The organism is Deinococcus grandis (genome assembly GCF_001485435.1).
GTDB classification, from domain to species: Bacteria; Deinococcota; Deinococci; order Deinococcales; family Deinococcaceae; genus Deinococcus; species Deinococcus grandis.
In genome coordinates, this window is record NZ_BCMS01000001.1 from 891480 (window position 1) to 916105 (window position 24626).

Annotated in this window: 23 protein-coding genes and 1 riboswitch; of the genes, 15 read left to right on the forward strand and 8 right to left on the reverse strand. The window is 71.7% G+C overall.

What is annotated here, in order from left to right; genetic code table 11:
* Positions 1 to 48: 48 nt before the first annotated feature.
* Positions 49 to 1371, forward strand: a complete 1323-nt coding sequence (locus tag DEIGR_RS04505; protein WP_058975630.1) for a M17 family metallopeptidase — start codon at positions 49 to 51, stop codon at positions 1369 to 1371.
* Positions 1372 to 1412: 41 nt separating this feature from the next.
* Here DEIGR_RS04505 and DEIGR_RS04510 read toward each other — a convergent pair whose 3' ends face one another.
* Entirely contained in the window at positions 1413 to 2333 is a 921-nt protein-coding gene (locus DEIGR_RS04510; protein WP_058975632.1) for a DUF4032 domain-containing protein, read from the reverse strand.
* A gap of 250 nt (positions 2334 to 2583) precedes the next feature.
* Between DEIGR_RS04510 and DEIGR_RS04515 the strand changes: the two genes are divergently transcribed.
* From DEIGR_RS04515 to DEIGR_RS04530, 4 genes are all read left to right on the forward strand, one after another.
* Entirely contained in the window at positions 2584 to 3180 is a 597-nt protein-coding gene (locus tag DEIGR_RS04515) for a sulfite oxidase-like oxidoreductase (RefSeq protein WP_058975634.1), read from the forward strand.
* A gap of 43 nt (positions 3181 to 3223) precedes the next feature.
* Positions 3224 to 3754 carry a mismatch-specific DNA-glycosylase gene (locus tag DEIGR_RS04520; RefSeq protein ID WP_058975636.1) on the forward strand — a complete coding sequence of 177 codons (531 nt, stop codon included), beginning with the start codon at positions 3224 to 3226 and terminating at the stop codon, positions 3752 to 3754.
* Positions 3751 to 4509 (forward strand): hypothetical protein, encoded by a 759-nt coding sequence (locus DEIGR_RS04525; protein WP_058975637.1) that lies wholly within the window; start codon positions 3751 to 3753, stop codon positions 4507 to 4509. Before DEIGR_RS04520 ends, DEIGR_RS04525 begins: the two co-directional genes overlap by 4 nt.
* Before the next feature lie 323 nt (positions 4510 to 4832).
* Entirely contained in the window at positions 4833 to 6254 is a 1422-nt protein-coding gene (locus DEIGR_RS04530) for an alpha/beta fold hydrolase (RefSeq protein WP_058975639.1), read from the forward strand.
* 12 nt (positions 6255 to 6266) lie between these two features.
* On the opposite strand, the gene DEIGR_RS04535 is transcribed toward DEIGR_RS04530, so the two are convergent.
* The 3 genes from DEIGR_RS04535 to DEIGR_RS04545 form a co-directional block, all read right to left on the reverse strand.
* Entirely contained in the window at positions 6267 to 6575 is a 309-nt protein-coding gene (locus DEIGR_RS04535) for a hypothetical protein (protein ID WP_058975641.1), read from the reverse strand.
* 167 nt (positions 6576 to 6742) lie between these two features.
* Positions 6743 to 7903, reverse strand: coding sequence for an HD domain-containing phosphohydrolase (locus DEIGR_RS04540; RefSeq protein ID WP_058975643.1), 1161 nt, complete (start codon positions 7901 to 7903; stop codon positions 6743 to 6745).
* 236 nt (positions 7904 to 8139) lie between these two features.
* Positions 8140 to 9000: a GNAT family N-acetyltransferase gene (locus DEIGR_RS04545; protein WP_058975645.1), complete on the reverse strand. Its 861-nt coding sequence runs from the start codon at positions 8998 to 9000 to the stop codon at positions 8140 to 8142.
* Between the two features lie 398 nt (positions 9001 to 9398).
* Between DEIGR_RS04545 and DEIGR_RS04550 the strand changes: the two genes are divergently transcribed.
* The gene (locus DEIGR_RS04550; protein WP_058978531.1) at positions 9399 to 9980 is read left to right on the forward strand and encodes a DUF4258 domain-containing protein; all 582 of its coding nucleotides are present in this window, start codon (positions 9399 to 9401) and stop codon (positions 9978 to 9980) included.
* Positions 9981 to 10004: 24 nt separating this feature from the next.
* Positions 10005 to 10757: a hypothetical protein gene (locus DEIGR_RS04555; RefSeq protein WP_058975647.1), complete on the forward strand. Its 753-nt coding sequence runs from the start codon at positions 10005 to 10007 to the stop codon at positions 10755 to 10757.
* On the opposite strand, the gene DEIGR_RS04560 is transcribed toward DEIGR_RS04555, so the two are convergent.
* The 3 genes from DEIGR_RS04560 to purH form a co-directional block, all read right to left on the reverse strand.
* The gene (locus DEIGR_RS04560; protein ID WP_058975649.1) at positions 10715 to 11932 is read right to left on the reverse strand and encodes a cytochrome P450; all 1218 of its coding nucleotides are present in this window, start codon (positions 11930 to 11932) and stop codon (positions 10715 to 10717) included. The two genes, DEIGR_RS04555 and DEIGR_RS04560, sit on opposite strands and share 43 nt — an antisense overlap.
* Positions 11929 to 12390 (reverse strand): MarR family winged helix-turn-helix transcriptional regulator, encoded by a 462-nt coding sequence (locus tag DEIGR_RS04565; protein ID WP_058975651.1) that lies wholly within the window; start codon positions 12388 to 12390, stop codon positions 11929 to 11931. Before DEIGR_RS04565 ends, DEIGR_RS04560 begins: the two co-directional genes overlap by 4 nt.
* A gap of 230 nt (positions 12391 to 12620) precedes the next feature.
* On the reverse strand, positions 12621 to 14204 hold the full coding sequence (purH, locus tag DEIGR_RS04570; protein WP_058978532.1) for a bifunctional phosphoribosylaminoimidazolecarboxamide formyltransferase/IMP cyclohydrolase: 1584 nt from the start codon (positions 14202 to 14204) through the stop codon (positions 12621 to 12623).
* Positions 14205 to 14235: 31 nt separating this feature from the next.
* Positions 14236 to 14326: riboswitch (ZMP/ZTP riboswitch) on the reverse strand.
* 92 nt (positions 14327 to 14418) lie between these two features.
* Between purH and DEIGR_RS04575 the strand changes: the two genes are divergently transcribed.
* Positions 14419 to 15237: an HAD family hydrolase gene (locus DEIGR_RS04575; RefSeq protein ID WP_322787152.1), complete on the forward strand. Its 819-nt coding sequence runs from the start codon at positions 14419 to 14421 to the stop codon at positions 15235 to 15237.
* 11 nt (positions 15238 to 15248) lie between these two features.
* On the opposite strand, the gene DEIGR_RS04580 is transcribed toward DEIGR_RS04575, so the two are convergent.
* Positions 15249 to 16262 carry a LacI family DNA-binding transcriptional regulator gene (locus DEIGR_RS04580; protein ID WP_058975653.1) on the reverse strand — a complete coding sequence of 338 codons (1014 nt, stop codon included), beginning with the start codon at positions 16260 to 16262 and terminating at the stop codon, positions 15249 to 15251.
* Between the two features lie 242 nt (positions 16263 to 16504).
* Between DEIGR_RS04580 and DEIGR_RS04585 the strand changes: the two genes are divergently transcribed.
* From DEIGR_RS04585 to DEIGR_RS04615, 7 genes are all read left to right on the forward strand, one after another.
* On the forward strand, positions 16505 to 17830 hold the full coding sequence (locus tag DEIGR_RS04585; protein WP_058975654.1) for an ABC transporter substrate-binding protein: 1326 nt from the start codon (positions 16505 to 16507) through the stop codon (positions 17828 to 17830).
* A gap of 139 nt (positions 17831 to 17969) precedes the next feature.
* The gene (locus DEIGR_RS04590) at positions 17970 to 18878 is read left to right on the forward strand and encodes a carbohydrate ABC transporter permease (protein WP_058975656.1); all 909 of its coding nucleotides are present in this window, start codon (positions 17970 to 17972) and stop codon (positions 18876 to 18878) included.
* A 1-nt stretch (position 18879) separates the two neighbouring features.
* A complete protein-coding gene (locus tag DEIGR_RS04595) occupies positions 18880 to 19698 on the forward strand; it encodes a carbohydrate ABC transporter permease (protein WP_058975658.1) in 819 nt (272 codons plus the stop codon).
* A complete protein-coding gene (locus DEIGR_RS04600) occupies positions 19695 to 21215 on the forward strand; it encodes a mannitol dehydrogenase family protein (RefSeq protein WP_058975660.1) in 1521 nt (506 codons plus the stop codon). Before DEIGR_RS04595 ends, DEIGR_RS04600 begins: the two co-directional genes overlap by 4 nt.
* A complete protein-coding gene (locus tag DEIGR_RS04605) occupies positions 21212 to 21958 on the forward strand; it encodes an SDR family NAD(P)-dependent oxidoreductase (protein ID WP_058975662.1) in 747 nt (248 codons plus the stop codon). The genes DEIGR_RS04600 and DEIGR_RS04605 overlap by 4 nt, the downstream gene beginning before the upstream one ends.
* Before the next feature lie 86 nt (positions 21959 to 22044).
* Positions 22045 to 23115 carry an NAD(P)-dependent alcohol dehydrogenase gene (locus tag DEIGR_RS04610; protein ID WP_058975665.1) on the forward strand — a complete coding sequence of 357 codons (1071 nt, stop codon included), beginning with the start codon at positions 22045 to 22047 and terminating at the stop codon, positions 23113 to 23115.
* Positions 23105 to 24619 (forward strand): FGGY-family carbohydrate kinase, encoded by a 1515-nt coding sequence (locus tag DEIGR_RS04615; protein WP_058975666.1) that lies wholly within the window; start codon positions 23105 to 23107, stop codon positions 24617 to 24619. Before DEIGR_RS04610 ends, DEIGR_RS04615 begins: the two co-directional genes overlap by 11 nt.
* Positions 24620 to 24626: the final 7 nt, after the last annotated feature.

Genomic DNA, 24626 nt, shown 5'->3' on the forward strand with positions numbered 1-24626 from the left:
TCCCGACCTGCGGAGCCCGATCCGGGCGGCGCGTGGTCTACTCCGCGCATGCCTCTGGTCACTGCCATGGACGCCGCCGACCTCACCCTGTCGTTCGTCACGCCGGACGGGGGCCGCCTGACCCGGGACCTCAGCGGGGGAGAGGTCCGCCTGACCGCCCGCCACGAGGACGGCGATCAGGCCGCCGCCCTGCACCCCGCCAGCGCCGCCGAGGCGCGCGAGATGGGCGCCGCGCTGGTGAGGCTGGCCCGCGAACTGAAAGCCACGCGCGTGAGGGTGCCCGCCAGCGAGCACGCCGCCGCGCTGGCCGCCGCCGCCCTGGCCGAGGACTGGCGCGACGGCCGCTACCGCCAGGCCACTCCCGCACCGGTTCAGCTGTTCGTGGAGGGCCTGGGCGCCGACGAGCAGGCCCGCATTGAGGCGCTGGGCGCGGGCCTGACCCTCGCGCGGGACCTCGTGAGCGCCCCGGCGAACGTCCTGAACCCCGCCACGCTGGCCCGCGAGGCCCGCACCCTCGAAGCGCACGGTGTGGACGTGGACGTCTGGGACGGCGACGACATCACCGCGCGCGGCATGAACCTCCTCGCGGCCGTCGCGGCGGGCAGCGCCACGGGGCCGCGCCTGATCCGCGCGACCATTCCCGCGCGGGGCGAGGCCCACACGGTCGTCGCGCTCGTCGGGAAGGGCATCACCTTCGACACCGGCGGGTACTCCATCAAGCCTGCCGCGGGCATGGTGAACATGAAGAGCGACATGGGCGGCGCGGCCGCCGTGCTGGGCGCCGTGCGCGCCCTGGCGGCCCTGCGGGACCTGATCCCCGAGGGCGTCGAGGTCCGCGCGTACGTCGCCGCCGCCGAGAACATGGTCGGCCCGGACGCCATGCGCCCCGGCGACGTGTACCGCGCCGCCAACGGCCTGCACGTGGAGATCACGAACACCGACGCCGAGGGCCGCCTCGTGCTGGCCGACACGCTGACCGTCGCCTGCGAGGAAGGCGCGACCGAACTCGTGGACCTCGCCACGCTGACCGGCGTGAAGGTCAGCGCGCTGGGCAACGACATCGCCGCGCTGTTCAGCAGCGACGCCGCCCTGACCGCCCGCCTGAAGGCCGCCGCGCAGGACGCGGGCGAGCACGTCTGGGAACTGCCGCTGCACCAGCCGTACCTCAGGACCTACCGCAAAGGGACGGTGGCCGACCTGAAGAACAGCGACATGCAGCCCGCCGGGGCCAGCATCAAGGCCGCGCTGTTCCTGGGGCAGTTCGTCACGCGCCCCTGGGCGCACCTGGACATCGCGGGGAACGCCACCCGCGAGGAACACGCCACTGGCTGGGGCGTCGGGACGCTCGTGGAATACGTCCTGGCGCGGTAAACGGGGAGTGGGGAGTGGTCAGTCCACTCCCCACTCCCCGTTCACATCGCGGGGTTGATCTTCCCGCGCAGCACGAGCTTCATGCGCTGCCCCAGGCGCTTGTACAGCGGCGGGGAGTGCTGCGCGCGGAAGTCCATGGTGGCCTCCTCGCTGCCCACGTCGTGCCCGTACTTCTGCGTCAGGAAGTAGCGGTGATCCATGATCCACAGGTACAGGTCGGCCTCGGTGCGCCCCGGGAAGCGGGACATCACGTCGTGCAGGTCGATGTTCTCCACGATCCGGCAGTACAGTCGGCGGTACCAGCTCTCCACCGCCTCCTCCCAGGTGACGGGCGGCAGGCCCGCGCGGTCGGGTTTGCGGTCCAGGAAGTACTGCCGGGTGCGGATGTGCTCGAGCAGTTTCTCGTAGCGGCCCGGCGTGGTGAAGCGGATCGGGTGGTGGTTCGGCACGAGCGTGTCGAGGTTCGTGGCCTTCAGGAACTGCGCGTACTCGCCCTTGATGATCAGGTCCTTCAGGGTGTCGCCCTCCTCGGGCGGGACCGTGACGTGCAGTTCGATCACGTACGCGTCGATGAACTTCTGCCCCTGACGGCGGGCGACGGACACGCGGTGGTTGCCGTCCTTGACGAAGTACAGGTCCCCGACCTTGTACACCTGGATGGGCGGCAGTTCCTTGCCCTGCAACTGCGCGGCGCGCACGCCGATCCAGCGTTCGTCCAGGTGCGCTTCCTTGGGCAGGTAGTGCCGGTCGAACTCGCGGTAGCGGTCCACCGACCCGATGATGTGGTCGACCTCGATGGTCTCCAGGCCGCGCTGGTGCTCGCCGTCCGGCGAGAGGTGACGCACCCAGTCGAAGGGCAGCAGTTCGTTCGGCTGCCGCCGCAGGATGGACAGGAGGTCGCGCACGTCCCCGAGAAAACGGGCGCGTTCGACGTCGTGTTTGGCCTGATCGAAGATGGACATGGGACTGGCTCACTCCTTGTGTCCCCCCTGGGGGGGCGCGCGGGGGCCGGGTCGCCTCTGTCACCGCCGGGAGAGAGAAGCCCGGACTTGGTGTGCAGTGTACACCTGAGCGTGTCAGGAGTCGGTGACGAATGCCCTCTGCCCCCAGCAGACCCTGCGGGCCGCGCGGCAGCCTTCTGATTCGCTTCATGTCGCGCCGGATGGTGTGCCGCGTCCCTGGACCGCGCGCGCCCGGGGTGTTGAATGCGGCATGCTTGGCAAGTTCTTCAAGAAACCCGCCGACGACATGGGCGGCCGCGTTCCCCCGGGGCAGACCCTCACCACGCGCTTCCCGGTGCTCACCTACGGCCCCACCCAGCATTACCGGCCCGAGGACGTGGTCATCCGCATCACGGGCCTCGCCGGGGAACGCACCTTCACCTGGGCGGACCTGCTGGCCCTGCCGCAGACCACCCTGACGTACGACATCCACTGCGTCACGCACTGGAGCAAGCTGGACACCACCTGGACCGGCGTGCGCGTCACCGACCTGATGGAGCACATCGGGCTGAAACCCGGCGCGACGCACGTCATGCAGCACTCGGTGGGCGGGTACACCACCAACCTCGCCCTGGCGGACTTCCTGCGGCCCGAAAACCTGCTGGCCCACACCTTCGACGGGCAGCCCCTGGACGCCGAGCACGGCGGGCCGCTGCGGCTGGTCGTGCCGCACCTGTACTTCTGGAAGAGCGCCAAGTGGCTCTCCGGCCTGGAATTCATGAGTGCCGACCAGCCCGGCTTCTGGGAGCGCAACGGCTACCACATGCGCGGCGATCCCTTCGCGGAGGAACGCTACGACGACGACTGAGTCACCGGCGGCGCCCGACCTGACCGGCAGCGGCGAGTACCTCGTGCCGGACGTGCTGCGGCCCGGCCTGACCCTGGTGCTCGTCGGCACCGCGCCCAGCCGCATCAGCGCTGCCGCCCGCGCGTACTACGCCAACCCCGGCAACCGCTTCTGGCGCACCCTGCACGAGGTCGGCCTGACCCCGGACCTGCTCCTGCCGCAGGAGTACCCGCGCCTGCCCGAGTTCGGCATCGGCCTGACCGACGTCGCCAAGCGGCACAGTGGCGTGGACGCCGCCCTGCCCACAGGCGCCTGGGCACCCGACGAACTGCGCGCCAAACTGCGCGCCCACCAGCCCCGACTGGTCGCCTTCACCAGCAAACGCGGCGCCGCCGAGACGCTGGGCGTCCCCACCGGCCGCCTGCCCTACGGGCAGCAGACCCGGACCCTGGAAGGCTGCGAACTGTGGGTGCTGCCCAGCACCAGCCCCCTGGGGCAGACGCACTTCCAGCTGGCGCCCTGGCAGGCCCTCGCCGCGCGTGTACACGAACTGCGCGGGAACCCGGGCGCCCCGGACACCGTACCGGCATCATGACCCGCTCCCGCACGATCCTGCGGGGCGGCGTGCGCGCCGCCCGCGACCTGCTCAGCCCCCCCACCCATGGCCCGCTGAACCCCGCCGACCCCTGGCGACTCCAGCCGGGCCGCGACCCGCGCGCCGCCCTGACCCACGGCCGCACCCAGGCCCGCCGCTTCGCCGGGGTCGGCCTGCTGGCCGTGCTGACCCTGACCGCCCTGTCGTTCCTGGGCACGCTGGCCGTCCTGCTGGGCATCGGCGTGGCGTCCGGCAGCGACGTCGCCGGGTGGCTGCTGGGCGCCACGCTGCTCCTGAGCCTGATCGTGATCGGCTGGAGCGTACGCCGCGCCCGCCGCCTCCTGCGCGCCCCCACGCCCGACCCCCTGACCCTGGAAGCCGCCCCCCCGGACGAGCAGGACCTGCTGCGCACCCTGCGCCAGCACGAACGCGCCCTGCCCGCCCCCACCCTCCCGGCCCTCCTGGGCGCCGTCACTGCCACCCGCGACGCGCTACGCGCCACCGCGCACACCACCACCCTCACCCGTGACGTGTTCGACGCCCGGCAGGCCGCCCGCGAGGACCTGCCCCGCATCCTGGACACCTACCAGACGGCCGCGCCGCAGGGCCGCGACGAGCGGGAACTGACCCGGCAGCTGCGCCTGATCGAGGACCGCATGGCCCGCATCGCCCAGGAGCAAGCCGAATCACAGCGGCGTGACCAGCAGGCCGGGACCACCTACCTGCGCGACAAGTACACGCCCCCGCAGGACTGACCGCAGACTTCAGAGGTCGTGAGAACGCCCTTCACACCTCTGAGACGGGATTCAAGTGATTCCACAGCATTCGGAGTCGCCCGGTGGCCCCCTCACCCTTCCGTCGCTTCGCTCCTCCCTCCCTCTCTGCTGCGCAGCTCTCCGAGTCCCACAGGCGGAGAGGGGAAAACGGAACGTGTTCAAAAGTCGGAAGCAAGTCAATTTAATCCCGTATGGAGTCTGCTGTGGGGCGCTCTTCCTGAAGAAGCCATACAGGAACACCCAAGTCCCGTCAAGGCAGTCCGGGACACTGCGGCGCCCCCCGCCTGCCACCCTGGGGGCCTATGCGCCGCGCCTCCCTCCTCCTCCCGCTGCTCGGGGCCCTGAGCTTCCCGGCGGCCGCCCAGGACGCCGCCCTGGACGACCTGAACGCCCAGGCGGCCGCCACGCTGAACCTCGTACCTGTCACGCGCGTCGTGCGGCCCGGCCTCGTGGTGCCCGGCACGCCCGCCGAGCTGAACGCCAGCGTAACCGTCCGCTACGGCCCCGCGAAACCCGCCGCCGTGCTGCTGCTCATGCCCGGCTACCTGGGCGGCGCGGGCAGCTTCGACCGGCTGGCGCGGCAACTCGTGAACCTCGACCCCACCCTGGCCGTGTGGGCAGTGGACCGCCGCGCGAACCTGCTGGAGGACCACGCGCCGCTGCTCACGGGCGGCGCCCCGCAACTGACGCAGATCGTGCAGCGCGGCCTGCCCACCCGCGCGCCCGCCAGCCTGCCGTTCATGAAAGACTGGGGCCTGGACGTCACCCTGCGCGACTGGCGCGCCGCCGTGCTGGAAGCCCGCACCCTCACCCCGAACGTGTTCATCGGCGGGCACTCCATGGGCGGCACCCTGACCGGCCTGTACGCCACGTACGACTTCAGCGGCGCGCGCGGCGCGAAGGACGTGCGCGGCCTGATCATGCTCGACGGCCTGCCCGGCCTGATGAGCGGCAAGGCCCTCACGACCGACCAGTACGAGCAGGGCGCCATGAACCCCCTGGGGCCGCTGCCCGGCCTGAACACCCTGACCCGCAGCCCCTACGTGGACGCCCTGTACTTCAGCCCCGCGCTGGCCGCCCGCGCCGCCGCGCAGGCCCGGCTGGCCGCGCTGCAACCCGACGCGGCCGCCCCGCAGAACGGCTTCACGGCGTTCCCCGCCACGAACCTCGCCGCCGCCATGACCCGCCTGGACCAGCGGTACGCGCTGCTGCCGTTCCTGGCGATCAATGCGGGGCACGCCACGAACGCCAGCGACGCCCCGTACCTCCTGAACCGCGTGCTGGGCGCAAAGGACACCCGCTGGATCACCGGCGCGGCCGACCCGGCCCGGCCCGTCGGGTGGGGCAGCGAGGCCGGGCAGGTCACCGACGCCCGCGACTTCGTCCGCCGTTACCTGACCCCCCAGAGCGACTACGCCGAGTGGTACTTCCCGAACCGCCTGACCCTGGACCTGGCCGCCGCGCGCACCGACACGACCGGCACGCCCTTCGAGAAGACCCTCCCGGTCCGCAGCGCCCGCGACCTGACCCTGCCGGTCCTGGGCATCGCCGCCGAGCAGGGCGTGACGACCGAGGCGCAGTTCCGCGAGTACGCCGCCGGCACCCGCGCCCCGCTGACCGTACACACGCTGAAGGGAGCGGCGCACCTGGACATCACCACCGCCAGCGGCGATCAGGTCGCCCGCTGGATTCTCGACTGGCTGCGGCCCCTGCGCCGCGCGTAGGTCAGCGCCTGCTCACCACGTCTCGTCGTCCAGGTCCTCGCGTTTGCCGTCCCGGCGGGCCCGGCGGCGCTCCTCCTTGCCTCCCTTGCGCTTGGGTTTGGGCGGCAGGGACAGCACGTACAGCCGCTCCGGCTGGCACGGCGCGGGAATCTCCCCCAGGGCGTCCACCGGGTCCGCCGTGCGCAGGTTCCCGATCACGTGCGCGTGCCGCTCGCCGCAGTACGGGCAGGCGTCCACCACCCAGAACATCACCCGCGTGCCCGGCATGTCCCGCAGGGTCACGAACGCCGGTTGCGGGGAACGCCGATCCTTCTTCGCCATAGGCGCGCAGCGTACCCCCGCCCCCCGCGCGCATGTGTGGCCCGCACCGCGATGCAGACCGGGGCGGCACCCATACGGAATGCAGTTGATACGGAATGCAGTTGATACGGGATTCAAGTGATTCCACATCATTCGGAGTCGCCCGGTGACGTGGAATCACGCCCGGATCAGGCCAGGCCGTGCGGGGCGCCGCCCGGGTCCTGGGGGTCCGGACCCCGTTCGATCAGGTCCGTGAAGGTGCGCACCAGCGCGGGGTCGAAGTGCGCCCCGGCCTGCGTGCGCAGTTCGGCCAGGGCCGCCGCAGGCGTCCAGGCGGTCTTGTACGGCCGCTCGCTGGTCAGGGCGTCGAACACGTCGCACAGTGCGAACACGCGCCCCTCCTCGCTGATCGCGTGACCGGCCGCGCCGGACGGGTACCCGGCGCCGTCCCAGCGTTCATGGTGGTCGCGGATGACGTTCATCGCCTGCGGCGGCAGGAACCCCAGCGCCTGTGCGAACCGCACGCCCTCGGTCACGTGCCGCTGCATCTCGCTGCGTTCGGGGGCGTCCAGCGCGCCGCGTTTGAGCAGCACGCTGTCCGGCACCGCGATCTTCCCGATGTCGTGCAGGTACGCGCCCCAGCGCAGCGCCTCCAGCCGCTCGGCGTCCCAGCCCAGTTCCCGCCCCATGCGCAGCGCGAGCGCCGTCACGCGGTCGGTGTGCCCGAGCGTCTCCCGGTCGCGGGTTTCCAGCGCCAGACCCAGGGCGCGCAGGGCCGCCTCGCGCGCCTCGCGGGCCTGCTGCTCGGCGGTCAGGCGCCCGGCCAGGGTCGCCAGGGTCGCGCCGATACTCCCGAACAGCGCCTGCTCGTGCGCCTGCCAGCCGTGCGGGGTGAAGGTATGCATCAGGAACGCGCCCAGCAGTTCGCCCGTCGCGGCGCGCACGGGCGCCGCCGCGAGGCTCGCCACGCCCAGTTCCGGGAAACCTGCCGTGACCGGCGAGGCCGCCGTGTCCGCGAAGTACAGCGGCGCGCGGCTGTCGCGCAGGGCCAGCAGCAGCGGCGTGCCGGCCGGCAGGCCGTGCGTGGCGATCGCCTGCATGGCGGGCGTGGCGGGCATCTCGCCGGTCGCGGCGCGCACCCGGAACGTCAGGTCCTGCACTTCCAGGTGGAAGTACGCGCTGCCCACGGCGGCCGTGTCACTGATCAGCGCCTCCAGCGTGGGCACGATCCCGCTGGGCAGGTCCGGCGCGCTGAGCGCCACCTGCGCCAGGTGCACGATCCGCTGCGCGAGGTCCTGCCCGGCCCCGCTGATCTGAGGGTCGGGTTCCGCGGCGCCGGTTGAGGTCATGCGCTTCACTGTGCCGCCCGGCCTGTCACAAGTTCACTACATGGCAGCGCGCCGCGGCCCTGGCGGCAGCACGTGCGGCGGTCCCTTCAGACGGACTCCGATGGAATGGCTGACACAGCCGCTGGGTCCGAGCGGACTCGCAGAGCTGCGCAGCAGAGCGAGCAGGAGCAGGGCGGGCTGCCGGGCGTGGAGGTGGCAACCCAGTGCGTCCCGGGTTGTCAACGAAACAAACGGAATCAGACGTCCTCGTCGCCGTCGCGCATGTACGTCACGATGCTGCGGCAGTGCGTGAAGCCCGCGCGGGCGTACAGGGCGCGGGCGGGCTTCATGTGGTCGTGCGCGCGGACCCGCAGCGTGCGGACCTCCGGGTGGGTCTCGGCCTCGGCGGCGGCCAGGGCCAGCAGTTTCAGGCCGTAACCCTGGGCGCGCTCGGCGGGATGCACCGCGAGGTACGTGACGTCCGCGCGGGCGTCCTCGGGGCGGAATTCCAGTTCCGCGAAACCCACCGGCTGATCCCCTCGCAGCAGCGCCACCAGCCTCACGTCGTCCCGCGCGAAGTGACCGTCGAACTGCTCGGGCGTCCAGGTCAGGCGGCCCGCCCAGGCGTCCTCGCTGGACTTGAACAGCTCGCGGTACGCCGCCATGGGCAGCCTACGCGCGATGCGGTGTCCGGCGGGCGCGCAGGCGTGCGGCGTCAGGCGGTCCAGCGGCGCGCCGTAGAAGTCGGTGGTGTGCATCGCCGCGAAGCCCGCGCCCTCCAGCGCCGCGCGCACCGGCAGGTTCTCCTGCGCCGCGAACGCGTACACCGGCAGGCCGTCCGTGTGGGCCAGCGCGCGCCCCAGCAGGGCCTGCACGTGCCCGCCGTCACTGACGGGCCCCTCCAGCACCAGGCCGTCCCGGAAGGGGGACAGCGCGCAGTACGCCAGCACGCCCTCGTCGTCCACGTCCACGAGGCAGAGGTTGTCCTCGCATTCGGTCTGCAGTTCGCGCGGGTCGCGGGCGTCGGGGGAGAACACCTCGCGTTCGGGGGCGTCGTCCATCCAGGTGAGCAGGGCGAGCACGTCGGGGACATCGGTGGCCAGCATGGGTCGGATCATGAGGTGACCTCCAGGAAGGACCAGGGCAGCGGGAGAACGTGACGTCGGGAGCGGTGCGGGTGCTGACCCCCAGCCTAGAGAGGCCGGGCCGGGCGCGTCTGTTCCGCCGCTCACCCTGCGCCGCCGGGGGCGCGTGATATGCTGCGCGCATGCCCTGAACAGGGTACGCCGCCTGCCTCCCCACAGACACGAAGCCGTGTTTGAGGGGCCTTTTCTTTTTTGGGAGCTTCTCATGGAAAGGGGCGGCCACGCAGCGCCGCCAGCAGGCCCGGAAGAACCGGAGGTGCACCGCCGTGACGAAACAGTCCAGCAAACCGGCCCCCGGGGCCCCGCCCCGCCGCGCCCGGCCAGGAACCGACGCCCCCGCCCGCCCCGCCGACCCTGGGCACGCCAACACCCTGGCTGCCAGCGCCGACCTGCTCGCCCTGCGCGCGCAGCTGTCCCGCGCCGAGAAGGCCGCCCGGCGCGCCCCGGCGCCCACCCCGGCGCGCGCCGCCCGGCCGCAGGCGCCGCTGAAACCGCAGCGGCAGGCGGAACTGGGCGGCGTGAGCACCGACGACTTCAGTCTCGCGCAGGCGCACGCCCGGCTGCGCGACGCCGTGTACGACGGCCGGTACCACATGTGCCCGCACGCCATCGGGCACGCCCGCGCCGAGGGTTTCCTGGAACACGACGTCCTGAACGTCCTCCTGACCGGCCGCGTGCGCGCCGTGTACACCCAGGAGCGCCGCTGGCTGGTGTGCGGCTACTTCGAGGCGTGCGGCGTCGCGCTGCCCCTGCACGTCGTCGCCGAGCCGCACCGCGACGGGCACGTGGACATCGTCACGGCGTTCGTGCCCAAGCACCCGCACCACATCATCAGCCGCGCCCGGCTGGCCGTCATGCTCCGCTACGACGACGAGCACGTCCGCGCCCGCACCGCCCACGCCGGGAACCGCGTCGGGCACCGGGGCAAGGGCCGCTGGAAGAAGAGTGCCTGAGCGCCGCACCCGGCCCGCAAGGGCATGACCCCACCCGACAGCGCCCTGCAGGTGATCGGCGGGGCCGCGGTCCTGCTGCTGGTGTGGCTGCTGCGGCCCCTGGTCCGCGCCGGACTGGCCCGCGCCAGACTGAGCTGGACCCGGGCGCGCCGCACGCCGCCCCCGCCGCCCCGTGACCCGCAGGACGAGTGGCGGCAGCGTGAGGCGTCACACCGCCGGGACGTCCTGCGGCCCGGGCTGCTGCACGTCGCGTTCGACCGCGAGAGCGTCAGCCTGGGCGACGACAGCGAAGCGCACTGGCGCCTGCTGATGTTCGAGGAGAACCTGCCCCTGTCTGCCGTGCTGGACCGCCCGATCTTCCGGGTGCTGGCGTCCGTGCCGGGCGGGCAGGCGACCTGGCTGCTCGAGCTGCGCGAGGACCTCCGGACACCGCAGCGATCAGCGGCGGGTGAACTGGACCGCCCGGGCGTCGTGCGGGTCACGCCCCTGGCGGTCGTGGCGCAGCAGTGGTCCGCGCCCCGGCTGCTGCACGCGGACGTCCCGGTGTCCCGACTGATGGGCGCCACGCTGCACGCCCGCTACCTGGGCCGGCAGGACCCGGCTGAAGTGGCCGCGTCTCCCCACCCCATCCGGGAGGAGGAGACCGGCGCGAGCACCGCGTACGACGAGGCGCAGGTGGGCGCGAACGACCGCGTGATGATCCGCGTCCGCCCCCATCCGCCGGGCACTGCGGGTCAGGACCCGCCCAGGGCGACGCGCAGCCCGCGCAGTTCGTAGCCCTTCACGACCTCGTTGAAGGTCACGCGAGGTTCGGCCACCAGGCGCAGGTCCTGCCAGATCAGCAGGCGGCGCAGGAACGTGTCGGTCTCCTTGATCGCCAGGAATGCGCCGGGGCAGCGGTGGTGCCCGTCCCCGAACGCCATGACGGGGGCCTGCACGCCGCGCGGCAGGGGCCGGGCGGGGCACACCGACCCGGCCTGCTCGCCCGCCACGGCGGGGTCGGTGTTCGCGTCCGCGAGGTTCAGGGCCAGCAGCGTGCCCTGCGGGACCGTGTGGCCGTCCACGGTCAGGTCCGCCTGCGCGCGGCGGTACAGGGTGGACACGACGGGTTCCACACGCAGGATCTCGTGCAGGATGTCCAGGCGTTCCTTCTCGGTACCGTGCACGTACGCGGCGCGCAGTTCGGGGGCCCGCAGCAGGTGCCACGTGGCGACCGTGATGAACTCGCGGGTGGTGACCATGCCCGCCGTGCCGTAGGTCAGGCACTCGGTTAGGATCTCCAGGTCGGTGTAGTCGCGGTCGAGCAGGTGGCTGATCAGGTCGTCGCGGCGCTGTTTCCGGCGGGCCTGGATGGCGGGTTTGACGTCCAGCAGGTAGAAGGCCAGCAGGTGCCGCTGGTCCAGAATGCTTGCCAGGCGGCCCTTCTCGGGGCTCATGCCGGGCTCGCTGTTGCCGTCGTGCTCCACGAAGGTCATGACGCGGCGTTCCAGGCCCGGCAGGCGGCTGCTCGTGAGCCCGACGACCTGCGAGGCGACCTGCACCGCCAGCGTGAGGCTCAGGTCGTCGATGTTCGCCTCGCCGCGCGCCGCCAGCTGGCCGATCAGGTGGTCGGCGAGGGCCGCGATCATGGGCTGGTACGTGGCGACGGCGGCCGGCGTGAAGTACCGGGCGGTGTCGCGGCGCATCTCGTGGTGCTCCTCACCCTCGGTGAACAGCACGGGGCGGCGCTTGAGGATCCCGGCGTCGTTCACGGTCTCGGCGTTGAAGCCCGCCTGGGTCACGGCCTCGCTGCGCAGCACGTCCCGCGCCGCCTGGAAGGACCGCACCTGCACGACGCCGCGCGCGTCTGCCCGGGGAGCCGCGCCGGGCTGGGCCGTGTCGCGGCGCGTGAGGCTGTCCCCACCGAAGGGGCAGCGGGCGGGTTCGGGCGGGCTGGATTCGTTGATGGTCATGCGGTGGCCTCCGGGAGGGGGGTGGCACTCAGGGTTTCCAGGCCCGCCGTGACGGCGTCCAGCTGTGAACCCAGGCGGGTCAGGGCGGGCTGCGTGGCGTGCTGAAGGGTCTGCATGGCGGCGCCCCACAGCTGCGCTCCGGCGGGCGTGACGTGCAGCGCGTGACGCCGGGCGTCCGTAGGGTGCGGGGCGTGCGTGACCGCCCCGGCGCCCTGCAGGTGCCGCAGGGCGCGGGCGACCTCGTAGCGGGGCAGATCCAGCGTCCGGGCGAGGTCACTGGGCGTCTGCGGCCCGGCCTGCACGTGGCTGAGAATCAGGAAGGCGCGCAGGTCCAGGCCGTGCTCGCGCGCCAGGGCGGTCTGCACCTGAGCGCTGAGGCCCTGCCACGCCGTCCAGTACGCCGCCAGGAACCGCAGCGGCTGCCGCGTGAGATCCGGGCTGTGGGGGTCGGGTGACATGATTGCATTCTGCAACAATCTGGATGAGAGTGGGTTGTGGGTTGTGGGAAGTAGGGAGTGGATCGGCTTGACATGGGCGGGTCCGCCGCGCACACGCTGTTGACCATCCGCCATCCGCCATCCGCCATCCGCCATCCGCCATCCGCCATCCGCCATCCGCCATCCGCCATCAACCAAAAAGAAGGGGGTGGACGCCGCCACGTCCACCCGAGAGATTCAGAGTTGAACGGTCAGTGTCTGAAGTGCCGCGAGCCGGTGAACACCATGCTGATGCCCAGTTCGTTGCAGGCGGCGATCACCTCGGGGTCACGCTTGGCGCCGCCGGGTTGCAGGATCGCCGTGACGCCCACGCTGGCCGCGAGGCGCACCACGTCGTCGAAGGGGAAGAACGCCTCGGACGCCAGGACGGACCCCTGGGCCTTGTCGCCCGCATTCGCCACGGCGCGCTCGGCGGCCCAGATGCGGCTCACGGCGCCCGCGCCCAGGCCCACCGTCACGCCGCCCTTGGCGAGCACGACGGCGTTGCTGCGGGCGTGTTTCACGGTCGCCCAGGCGAAGCGCAGGTCCAGCCATTCCTGCTCGGTCGGTTCGCGTTTGGTGACGACCTCGGGGCACAGGTCGTCCCAGGGGCGCGCGTCGCGTTCCTGCACGGCGAAGCCGCCGGTCAGGGGCCGCACGTCGAGCACGCTCACGCCCTGGGCGGGCGCGGCCACCAGCACCCGCAGGTCGGGTTTCTTCTCCGCGAACCACGCGGCGGCCTCGGGTGTGACCTCGGGCGCGATGAGCACCTCTAGGAAGGTGCCGCGCGTCGCCTGCGCCGCCTCCAGCGTCACGGGCTGGCTGACGGCGACCACGCCGCCGAACACGCTCAGGGTGTCCGCGTCGCGGGCGCGTTCCCAGGCGGTCTTCACGTCCGCCGCGACCGCCACGCCGCAGGGGTTGGCGTGCTTGACCGCCACGCACACGGCGGCGTGCCCAGGCAGGGCGGCCTCCTGCGCGGCGAGTTCCTGGCACAGCGCCCAGGCGGCGTCCGCGTCGGCGTAGTTGTTGAAGCTCATGGGCTTGCCCGCCACGACCTGCGCGTCGATGACGGGCCCGGTGGCGTCGCCCAGGCGGTAGATCGCGCCGGGCTGGTGGGGGTTCTCGCCGTAGCGGACCTGCGCGGCGCGCGTCAGGTTCAGGGTCAGCGTCCCGGGCAGCGCGGTGGGCAGCTCGTCGCTGGCGCCGGTCAGGTACGCGGTGATCGCGGCGTCGTACTCGCTGGTGTGCCGGTACGCCTTCGCGGCGAGGCGGCGCCGCTCGGCGTCACTGACCTCGTCCTGCAGGGCCACCGGGTAGTCGGCGGGGTCCACCAGCACCAATACGCCCGCGTGGTTCTTCGCCGCCGAGCGGATCATGGCGGGCCCGCCGATGTCGATGTTCTCGATCACGTCCGCGTCGGGTGCGCCGCGCGCCACCGTCTCCCGGAACGGGTAGAGGTTCACGCACACCAGATCGATGGTGCCGATCCCGTGCGCCTCCAGCTGCCCCAGGTGCCCGGGCTCGCGCACCGCGAGAATGCCGCCGTGCACGGCCGGGTGGAGCGTCTTCACGCGCCCGTCCAGCATCTCGGGGAAGCCCGTCACGTCACTCACCTGCCGCGCCGCAATTCCGGCCTGCACGATGCTCTGATACGTCCCGCCCGTGCTGAGGATCTCCCAGCCGCGCGCCTCGAGCTGCCGCGCGAACTCCACGACGCCCGTCTTGTCACTCACCGAGATGAGTGCCCGTCTGCTCCTGCTCTGTGTGCCGGTCTGCGTCCCATGCTGCGTCACTGTGACCTCCGAGGACCCCGCCACGGGGGCGGGGATCGACCCAGGCGCGCGATCAGGAAAAAGTCCGTGTCGGGGGCTTCCCCGTGGTGTGCCCACGTTCAGCGCCAGTCGCCCCCCGGCCCAGCGGGCAGTGTACCGTCACGGGCGCGCCGGGCCGCCGGGCCTGTCCGGAACTGCTGGCGCGTCCTCATGCCCGTGCTCTACGCTGCCGGGTGTGAACCTGCCCGAGCACGCCCCCACCACGCTGCCCCTGCTGATGGCCTTCGACCTGGACGGCACGCTGATTCCCGACGCGGGCCGCGCCGCCGCGCCCGACGTGGTGGACGCCCTGGGTCGCCTGCGGTCCCTGGGCGTGCAGCTGGCGATCATCACGGGGCGCGACACGCCGCCCGGCGCGGTGCGGGACGCCATGCGGCCGCACGCGGTCGCCACGAACAACGGCGGGCGGGTCCTCGTCGGGGACGACCTGCACCTGGAGGCCAGTTTCACCGACGCGGACCTGGAGGCGGTGCTGGCGCACGAGCTGCCGGGCGCGCGGGTGGTGCTGTTCACCGCCGAGACGCTGTACGTGGACCTGCCGCCCGGCGTGGAGCCCGAACCCTGGATGCTGGCGCGGTCGTTCCGGCCGCTGGCGGACGCGCCGCGCGCGGGCATCCTGAAGGCCGGGTACTACCACCCGGACGTGGCGGGACTGGCCGGGCGCCTGCGTGAGGGGCACCCGCATCTGGTCCTGACCGGCGCGCAGTCGCCCTACCCGCACTTCCTGACGGTCACGCCGCAGGGCGCTCACAAGGGCGCGGCGCTGACCCTGATCGCGGACGCGCTGGACGTCCCGCATGACCGCACCGTGGCCTTCGGGGACAGTGACAACGATCAGGCGATGCTGGAGGTCGCGGCGTTCGGCGTACAGGTGGGGGACCTGCCGCTGCTGACCCCGCACGCGGACGCCCGCGTGGACACCCAGGCGGAGCTCGGGGCTTTCCTGCACGCCTGGGCGGACCGGATTGCGGCCACCCAGACCGGGGACTGGTAAGCGGTTTCCGGTCAGGGCCGCGCGGGCGGGGCGGTGCTGCCCCGCTCAATCAGCCGGGCGCCCAGCACCACGTGCCGCTGCGTGACCGTGCCGTGTCCGAGCTGCGCGAGCATCAGCGCGGCGGCCCGTTCGGCCATCGCCTCGACCGGCTGCTCCAGCACCGTGATGGGCGGGTCCACGAGACTGGTCCAGGGGTAATTGTCGAAGGCCACGAGGCTGATGTCGTGCGGCAGGCGCACCCCGCGTTCGCGCAGCGCGCGGTACGCCCCGGACGCCTGCGTGCCGGTCAGGGCGATCAGCGCCGTGGGCGGCTCGGGCAGGTCCAGCAGGTCGTTCGTGAGGGCGTAGGCGGTGTCCTCGGTGAGGAGCGTGACGCGCTGGTACTCGGCGGGGACGGTCAGGCCCAGGGCGTTCATGACTTCCGGGAAGGCGCGGCTGCGTTCCTCCGGGTGGATGACCGGGTGGTAGGTGCCCAGCGCGGCGATGCGGCGGTGGCCCAGCGCGTGCAGGTGCGTGACCGCCTGCCGCACCGCGCCCGGGTTGTCGAGCATCACGCTGGGTTCGTCGTGGTGCGGGGGGCGGTAGTCGTACTCGGTGACCGCCACGCCGCGTGAACGCAGCCGCGCGAGGTACTCCTGGCTGTCCTGGCCGTAGCCGGGGCGCAGCAGGATGCCCGCCACGCGCAGGCCGTACAGGCGCCGGAGTTCCTGAAGTTCGCGCTGGGCGCTGTACTCGTTCTCGCTGATGATCAGGGTGTACCCGGCGTCCGCCAGGACGTGCGAGGCGGTGCGGGCGAACTGCGCGAAGAAGGGTTCCAGAATGGAGCCGACGACCAGTCCGACGGTGGTGCTCTGGCCGCCGCGCAGGCTTCCGGCGCGCTGGTCGGGTTCGTAGTGCAGCTGCGCGATGGCCTGCTGCACGCGCGCCAGGGTGTCCGGCGTGAGCTTGTCGGGTTCCTTCAGGGCGCGTTTGGCGGTGGTGGGGGAGACGCCGGCCAGCCGGGCGACGTCCTGGATGGTGGACACGGGGGCATTGTAGGTCAGCGCGGGGGGCACGCTCAAGCGACTGGTCACGAGACCATTTTCACATGATGTCCCCGACAGTGGTACCTGTAGACAAACGAAAAGCGGTGTGGTTCACTGATGGTCACGAGACCATTCAATCCGAGATCAGGTGAACCCGTCACCTGAAGCTGCCCGGCCGTCACCCGGCGCAGCCCCCGCGCCGCACGCCCCTGACCGGGCCCCTGCCCCATGGAGGACCACCCGTGAACCGACTTGCCCTGCTCGCCCTGACCGCCCTGCTCAGCCAGGCCAGTGCCGCGACCATCACCATCGCCACCGTGAACAACCCGGACATGGTCACCATGCAGAAACTCACCCCCGAGTTCAACAAGAAGTACCCCGACATCCAGGTCAAGTGGGTGACCCTCCCCGAGAACGAACTGCGCCAGAAGATCACCCTGGACGTCGCCAGCGGCGCCGGCAGCTTCGACCTCGCCACCGTCGGCGCCTACGAGGTGCCCATCTGGGCCAAGAACGGCTGGCTCGAACCCCTGACCCCCCTGTTCGGCAAGTACCCGGACATCGCCAGGAGCTACAACCTCGCCGACGTCCTGCCCGGCGTGCGCGGCGCCCTGACCGTCGGCGGCAGCCTGTACGCCGTGCCCTTCTACGCCGAGAGCAGCATGACGTACTACAACAAGGACCTGTTCAAGGCCGCCGGGCTGACCATGCCCGCCCAGCCCACCTGGACCCAGATCCAGACCTTCGCCAGCAAGGTCCACAACCCCGCCAAGGGCGTGTACGGCGTGTGCCTGCGCGGCCTGCCCGGCTGGGGCGAGAACATGGCCCTGTTCACCACCATGGTCAACACCTTCGGCGGCCGCTGGTTCGACCAGGGCTGGCAGGCCCAATTGAACAGCCCCGCCTGGAAGAACGCCATGACCTTCTACGTGAACCTCGTCAAGAAGTACGGCCCTCCCGGCGCGACCGGCAACGGCTTCACCGAGAACCTCACCCTGATGAGCCAGGGCAAGTGCGGCATGTGGATCGACGCGACCGTCGCCGCCGGGTTCCTCAGCGACCCCGGCAGCAGCAAGATCACCAAATCCGTCGGCTTCGCCAAGGCCCCGGTCGGCACCACCCCCCGCGGTAACAACTGGTACTGGAGCTGGAACCTCGCCATTCCCAAGAGCACCAAGCAGGAAGACGCCGCCTTCAAGTTCCTGACCTGGGCCACCAGCAAGGAGTACATCGCCCTGGTCGCGAAGACCAAGGGCACCTGGGCCAGCGTCCCCCCCGGCACCCGCACGAGCACCTACCAGAACGCCAACTACAGGAAAGCCGCCGGCGCGTTCAGCGGCCTGGTCCTGAGCAGCATCAACAGCGCCGACGTGAACAAGGCCACCAAGGACCCCGTGCCCTACACCGGCGTGCAGTACGTCGCCATCCCCGAATTCCAGGCGCTCGGCACGCAGGTCGGCCAGTACCTCGCCGGGGCGCTCAGCGGCCAGTACACCGTCGATCAGGCGCTGAAACTCAGCCAGGACGCCGCGAACAAGACGGCCAAAGACGGCGGCTACCAGAAGTAACCACTCCACGGGGCGCGGTGATCCTCCAGGGCGCCGCGCCCACCCACAATCCGCAGTCCCAGCGCACCCCAGGGGAGGCCCGAGGCGACCACCTCGCCTCCCCCGCACCTTGATACCCCCCACCCGCAGGAGGTGAATCATGACCGCCGCCGCCACACCACACGCGCCCGCCGCCCACAGGCGGGGCTTCCGACTGACACCCGCCGCGCTGATCTGGCCCGCCCTGCTGTACCTGATCCTGACCACCCAGGTGCCGTTCTTCATGACGGTGTACTACTCGTTCTTCCGCTACAACCTCGCCATTCCCGGCGCCCGCCCCTTCATCGGGCTGGACAACTACAAGAACCTGCTGACCGACCCGCAGAACCTCACGATCCTGTGGAACACCGTCGTCCTGGCAGGCGGCACGCTGATCCTCACCCTGATCATCGGCGCGGCCCTGGCGCTGCTGCTGAACCGCGACTTTCCGGGCCGCGCGCTGCTGCGCACCCTGCTGATCAGCTCGTTCCTGGTCATGCCGGTCGTGACCGCCGTCGTGTGGAAGAACATGCTCCTGAACCCCGCCTTCGGCTTCTTCTCCTGGGTGCTGACCAGCCTGGGCCTGCCCACGGTGGACTTCCTGGCGCAGCACCCGATGGCCAGCGTGATCGCCATGATCGCCTGGGAATGGACGCCGTTTGCCATGCTGATCCTCCTGACCGGCCTGCAGAGCCTCCCGGACGACCAGATCGAGGCCGCCCGCCTGGACGGCGCCAGCCCCTGGCAGGAATTCCGCTTCGTGGTGCTGCCCCACTGGACGCAGGCCATCCAGGTGGTCGTGCTGATGGAGACCATCGCGCTGCTGCAGGTGTACGGCGAGATCTACGGCAGCACGTCCGGCGGGCCGGGGCTGGCCACCACCAACCTGCCGTACTTCATCTACCAGAAGGCGTTCGCGGAGTACAACATCGGGCTGGCCAGCGCCGCCGGGGTGATCACCGTGGTCCTCACGAACGTGCTCGCCGCGTACATGCTGCGCCTCCTGACCCGTACCAGCAGGAGCGAATGACATGAAAGCCCAGATCCGACTGCGTAACACCCTGCTGACCCTGGTCACGTACCTGATCGCCGCCGCGTTCCTGTTCCCGCTGGTGTGGATGTTCATGGCCGCCTTCAAGACCGAGGCGCAGGCCTTCGCCACCCCGCCCGTGTTCATCTTCACGCCCACCCTGGAGAACTTCGAGAAGGCCATGGGTTCGTACTTCCCGGCGCTGCGCAACTCGCTGATCGCCGCCGTGGGCAGCACCGTCCTGGCCTTCATCCTGGGCCTCCCGGCGGCGTTCGCGCTGGCCGTGTACCCCACCCGCCGCGCACAGAACGTGCTGACCTGGATGCTCTCCACGAAATTCATGCCCGCCGTGGGCGTGATCGTGCCGCTGTTCCTGATCTACCGCAACCTCGACCTGCTCGACACGCTGCCCGGCCTGATCCTGATGTACACCACCATGAACCTCCCGCTGGTCGTGTGGATGATGCACTCCTACATGACCGAGATCCCCTACGCGATCTACGAGGCCGCCAAGGTGGACGGCGCGACCGTTGCGCAGGAATTCTTCGGGATCGCGCTGCCACTCAGCACGCCCGGCATGGCCGCCACGGCCCTGCTGTGCCTGATCTTCGCGTGGAACGAGGTGTTCTTCGCGCTGAACCTCACCAGTTCGGACGCCGCCCCGCTGAGCGTGTTCATCGGTGAGTTCAAGACCAGCCAGGGCCTGTTCTGGGCGCAGCTGAGCGCCGCCGCCACCCTGGTCGTCCTGCCGGTCCTGATCTTCGGCTGGATCGCGCAGCGTCAGCTGGTCCGGGGCCTGAGCTTCGGCGCGGTGAAATGACCGTGGCCACGCTCAGTTTTCCCCTGCGCGCCACGAGCCTCCCCGCCCTGGCCGGGCGCGTGCAGGTGCCCGCCTACGACCCGCGCGGCCTGCGCACCGGCATCGTGCACTTCGGGGTGGGCGCGTTCCACCGCTCGCATCAGGCCATGTACCTCGACCGGCTGCTGAACCTGGGCGCCGCGCACGACTGGGCGATCTGCGGCGTGGGCGTCCTGCCCGGCGACGCCCGGGTCCGCGACGCGCTGCGCGCCCAGGACCACCTGTACACCCTGCTGACCCGCGCCCCGGACGGCCACAGCGAGGCCCGCGTGATCGGCGCCGTGCACGACTACCTGTTCGCCCCGGACGACCCCGAGGCGGTCTGCGAGCGGCTGGCGCACCCCGCCACGCGCATCGTGTCCCTGACCGTCACCGAGGGCGGCTACAGCCTGAACAACGCCACGGGCGAGTTCGACCCGGGCGGGGACGTCCTGCACGACCTCCAGCCCGGCGCCGTGCCCCGCAGCACCCTGGGCTTCCTGACCGAGGGCCTGCGCCGCCGCCGCGAGCGTGGCCTGCGCCCCTTCACGGTCATGTCCTGCGACAACATCCAGGGCAACGGGCACGTCACGCGGCGCGTCCTGACCGCCTTCGCCCGCCGCCGGGACCCGGAACTGGCCGACTGGATCGACCGGGAGGTCGCCTTCCCGAACAGCATGGTCGACCGCATCACCCCGGTCACCACGGACGCCGTGCGCGCCGACCTGGAGCGCGAGTACGGCGTGCAGGACGCCTGCCCGGTCGTCGCCGAGGCGTTCACGCAGTGGGTGCTCGAGGACCACTTCACCTGCGGCCGCCCCCCACTGGAGGACGTGGGCGTGCAGCTCGTCCCGGACGTCGAACCGTACGAACTCATGAAACTGCGCCTCCTGAACGCCGCGCATCAGGCCATGAGCTACCCCGCGCTGCTGGACGGCCACACGTTCGTGCACGAGGTCTGCCAGCAGCCCGACTACGCGCAGTTCCTGCTCGACTACATGACCCTTGAGGCCCGCCCCACCCTGCGCCCCGTGCCCGGCATCGACCTGGACGCCTACAGCCACGATCTCATCGCGCGGTTCTCGAACCCCGCCATTCAGGACACCCTGGCCCGCCTGATCGTGGACGGCAGCGAACGCATCCCCAAGTTCCTGCTGCCCGTTGCCCGCGAACAGGCCGCGCGGATCCAGGCTGGACAGGGCGGCGACCTGCGCCGCTGCGCCCTGGTGGTCGCCGCCTGGAGTGCGTACGTCGCGCAGGCCGCCACGCGCGGCGACCGGCTGGACGACGTCCGCGCCGCCGACCTCACCCACGCCGCCCTGGCCGCTCAGGTCACGCCCGGCGCGTTCCTGCACCAGCCCGACGTGTTCGGCGACCTGAGCGCCGCGCCCGCCTTCGTGCAGGCCTACCTGGACGCCCGCGCCGCCCTGGCCGCGCACGGGCCACTCGGCGCGCTGCGCGCCCTGCACGCTGCCCCCACCCAAGGAGAACACGCATGACTATCCTCGACCTCTTCCGCCTGGACGGCCGCCACGCTCTGATCACCGGGGGCGCGCAGGGCATCGGCTTCGAGATCGCCCGCGGCCTCGCGCAGGCCGGGGCGCGCGTCACCATCGCCGACCTGAACCCCGATGTGGGCCAGGCCGCCGCCGCGACCCTGGACGGGCAGTTCGAGGTGCTGAACGTCACCGACGCCGCCGCCGTCGCCGCCCTGGCCCGGAAGCTCCCGGACGTGGACATCCTCGTGAACAACGCCGGGATCGTCCGCAACACCCCCGCCGAGGCCACCCCGGACGACGACTGGCGCAGTGTGATCGACGTGAATCTGAACGGCGTGTACTGGTGCTGCCGCGAATTCGGGCGGACCATGCTGGAGCGCGGCCAGGGCAGCGTCGTGTCCACCGCCAGCATGAGCGGCCTGATCAGCAACCACCCGCAGCCACAGGCGGCGTACAACGCCAGCAAGGCCGCCGTGATTCACCTCACCCGCTCCCTGGCGGGCGAGTGGGCGCCGCGCGGCGTGCGCGTGAACTGCGTCGCGCCCGGCTACACCGCCACGCCCCTCACGAAACGCGGGCTGGAGACCCCCGAGTGGCGCGAGACGTGGCTGAAGGAAACCCCGATGGGCCGCCTCGCGGACCCCGCCGAGATCGCCCCGGCCGTGCTGTACCTCGCGTCCGACGCCGCCAGTTTCGTCACCGGGCACGCGCTGGTCGTCGACGGCGGTTACACCTGCTGGTAACCCCCACGGGTAACGAGGGTCGAAGCGTCCGAACATCGCCCTTGGACTCTTCGACCCTCGACCCTTCAACCCATTCAAGGAGTGACATGACCCTGAGTTCGAGAACCTCCGTCCTGACCGGCCCGCGCCAGCTGGACTGGACGTCCCGCGAGGTGCCGGCGCCCGGTGAGCGGGAGGTGCGGGTGCGGGTCACGCGGATCGGTGTGTGCGGCAGCGACGTGCACTACTACTCGCACGGTCGGATCGGGCCCTTCGTGGTGAACGGCCCGCTGGTCCTGGGGCACGAGGTGAGCGGCGTGGTGGACGCCGTGGGCGCGGGCGTGACCCGCGTGAACCCCGGTGACCGCGTGGCGCTGGAACCCGGCGTGCCGTGCCGCCGCTGCGCGTACTGCCGCGGCGGGGCGTACAACCTCTGCCCGGACATGACGTTCATGGCGACGCCCCCGGTGGACGGCGCGCTGACCGAGTACGTGCTGTGGCCCGACGATTTCGTGTACCGGGTGCCAGGCAGCGTCAGTGACGACGCGGCGGCGCTGCTGGAACCGCTGGCGGTGGGCCTGTGGGCCGCCCGCAGGGGCGACGTGCGCCCCGGTCACTCGGTGGCGGTGCTGGGCGCCGGGCCGGTGGGCTGCACGACCGTCATGGCGGCCCGCGCGGCGGGCGCGACGACGATCATCGCGGTGGATCTGGAGGACTTCCGGCTCGATCTGGCGCGTGAGGTGGGTGCCACCCACACCCTCAACGCGCGGAGCGGGGACGCGCTGGCCGCCATCCGCGAGCTGTGCGCCGCGCGCGACGGGCTGCCACTGTCGCACGCGGGCGTGGACGTCGCCTTCGAGACCGCCGGGAGTCTCCCCACCACGCGCCTGACCCTGGCCGCGCCGAAACCGGGCGGCGTGGCCGTACTCGTGGGCCTCCCGCCGGACCCGGAGGTCAGCCTGGACATCGTGAGCGCCGCGAGCCGCGAGGTGACGCTGCGCGGCGTGTTCCGCTACGCGAACTGCTACCCGGCGGCCGTGGAACTCGCCGCGAGTGGCCGCGTAAACCTGGACGCGCTCGTCACGCACCGCTTCCCGTTCGCGCAGACACCCGACGCGTTCGCCTTCGCCGACCGCGAGAAGCGCACGTCCATGAAGGTGATGATCGATGTCCACTGAACCGGCGCGGGACCTGCTGATCGGCGTGGATGTCGGCACGTACTCCAGCAAGGGCGTCCTGACGACGCTGGACGGGGAGATCGTGGCGCAGCACGTCGCGGCGCACGGCATCTCGGTGCCCCGGCACGGGCACGTGGAGCAGGACGCGGACGCGGTGTGGTGGGCGGACGTGGTCACGATCCTGCGGGCGCTGCTGCGTGAACCCGGCACCGCCGGGCGCGTGGCGGGCGTGGCGTGTAGCGCGATCGGCCCCACGCTGCTCCCGCTGGACGCGGACGGGCGGCCGCTGCGGCCCGGCATCCTGTACGGCGTGGACACCCGCGCGCAGGCGCAGATCGACGCGCTGAACGCCGAGCTGGGCGAGGCGGCGATCCTCGCGCACAGCGGCATGGCCCTGACGAGTCAGGCGATCGGCCCCAAGATCCGTTGGCTGTGCGAACAGGAACCGGAGGTCTGGACGCAGGCGCGCACGCTGACGAGCGCGGGCAGCTACCTCGTGTTCCGCCTGACCGGCGAGCACGTCATCGACCACCACACGGGCGCGCATTTCATGCCGCTGTACGACCCGCGCGCCCGCACCTGGACAGACAAATTCGCTACGGCGGTGCTGGGCGACCGGGGCCTGGAGGTGCTGCCCCGCCTCGCCTGGAGTGACGAGCGGGCCGGGCAGGTCACGGCCGGGGCGGCCGCCGAAACCGGCCTGCGGCCCGGCACGCCCGTCGCGGTGGGCACCGTGGACGCCCTGGCCGAGGGCCTCAGCGTGGGCGCTGCGCGGCCCGGCGACCTGATGATCATGTACGGCTCGTCCACCTTCTTCATCCTCACGCAGGAGAGCCCCACCCCGGACCCGCGCGTGTGGTCGGTGGGCGGCGCGTTCGCGGGGCAGGTGAACCTCGCGGCGGGCATGAGCACCACCGGCAGCCTCACCCGCTGGATCGTGGACGAATTCGCCCGCGAGCAGGACACCGCCGCCGCGTACGACACGCTGTTCACGCAGGCGGCGGCCCTGCCGCCCGGCGCGGACGGCCTCCTCATGCTGCCCTACTTCAGCGGCGAGCGCACGCCGGTCAACGACCCCCGGGCGCGCGGCGTGGTGGCGGGCCTGACCCTCTCGCACACCCGCGCGCACCTGTTCCGCGCGGCGCTGGAGGGCGTGGGCTTCGGCATCCGTCACAACCTCGACGCGCTGCGCGACCTGGGCGCGGACGTGCGGCGCGTCATCGCGGTGGGCGGCGGCACGAAGGGCGGCACGTGGCTGCAGATCGTTTCCGACATCACCGGGCAGGTGCAGGAGGTGCCGCAGGTGACCGTCGGCGCCAGCTACGGCGACGCGTTCCTGGCCGGGCTGGCCGCCGGGGTGCTCACCCGCGCCGATCTGGACCGCTGGGTGCAGCCCGGCCCGCCCGTCACGCCGGACGCGGCCACCCGCGCCGAGTACGACCGCCTGTACGGCCTGTACCGCGCGCTGTACCCGGCCACCCGCGACATCGTCAACGCGCTGTAACAGAAAG